The sequence below is a fragment of the Embleya sp. NPDC059237 genome (assembly GCF_042754105.1).
GTDB lineage: Bacteria > Actinomycetota > Actinomycetes > Streptomycetales > Streptomycetaceae > Embleya.
Map to the genome: position 1 here is coordinate 1 of NZ_JBHZAE010000065.1, position 1,384 is coordinate 1,384.

The 1,384-nt window shown below is 63.8% G+C and carries 1 pseudogene; it reads left to right on the top strand.

From position 1 onward, the window contains the following. Positions 1-147 precede the first annotated feature (147 nt). Positions 148-1,384, top strand: a pseudogene (locus ACFXKZ_RS52430) (IS701 family transposase); the annotation flags it as partial.

The following is a 1,384-nucleotide window of genomic DNA, read 5'->3' on the forward strand; positions in this document are numbered from 1 at the left end:
GTACTGCAACGACACTTCGTGATACGAAGTCCCGTTCTTCGTTGGTAAGTTCGCGTCGTGGGGATCGTTGACGGATGGTCAGATGCGTTTGGTGACTTCGTGGGGCGGCTTGCCGGCCGTTTCGGGCGGGTGGAGCCGCGTCGGCGGATGGCCTCCTACCTGCGGGGACTGCTGGGTGAGTCGGAGCGCAAGAACGGCTGGACCCTGGCGGAGACGGCGGGGGATGCGGGTCCGCAGGGGATGCAGCGGCTGCTGAACCACTACGTGTGGGACGCCGACGCGGTTCGTGACGACGTCCGCGACGGGGTTGTGGAGCATATTGGGGATGCCGAGTGGGGAGTTCTCATTCTCGACGAGACCGGGTTCCTGAAGAAGGGGGTCCGGTCGGCGGGCGTGGGTCGGCAGTATTCGGGGACGGCCGGCCGGATCGAGAATTCCCAGGTCGGTGTCTTCCTGGCGTACGGATCGGACCTGGGGCGCGCGCTGATCGACCGCGAACTGTATATCCCCAAGGACTGGTTCTCGGACCGAGAACGGTGCCGGGCTGCGGGCATCGGCGACGAAGTCGAGTTCACCACCAAACCCGACTTGGGTCTGCGGATGCTGAAACGCGCCGTCATGTCGGGAATCCCGTTCGGGTGGGTGACCGCTGATGAACTCTACGGCCAGACCGGGCGCATTCGGTTGTGGCTGGAAGAACACGACATCCCTCATGTTCTCGCGGTTCCGAAGTCGCAGATGGTCATGACCATGGAGTTCTTCGGGCAGGGCCGCGCGCACAAGCTCGTCGCAGAAGTGCCCGACGATGGATGGGTGCGCCTGAGCTGCGGCGACGGTGCCCACGGCCAGCGTGAGTACGACTGGGCCACGGTGCCGATCCGGCCCTGGCGGCGTGAGGGTTGGGACCATTGGCTGCTGGCGCGGCGCAGCCTGTCGGACCGCAAGGAGATTGCCTACTACATCTGTTTCTGCCCGGTCGGAACCACGCTCGGGGAACTCGCGCGAATCGCGGGATCTCGGTGGATGGTCGAGGAATGCTTCCAGGCCGCGAAGAACGAGACCGGCCTCGACCACTACCAGGTTCGCGGCTATACAGCGTGGTACCGGCATATAACCTTGTCCATGGCGGCCCTCGCCTTCCTCGTTGCCTTGCGCACCGAGGCAAAAAAGGGGGTTCGCAAGGGGAACCGGGAGCAGGTTTCGACCCGATGCTGATACCGATGACCGTGAACGAAGCCCGCCGACTCTTGAATCGCATTGCTTTACCCGTCCGGCACAGGATCCAGCACATACTCTCCTGGTCCCACTGGCGGAGAAGAAGCCAAGCCCGAGCCCGCATCAGCCACTACAGACGCAGAGGCCATCACGAAGTGTCGTTGCAGTA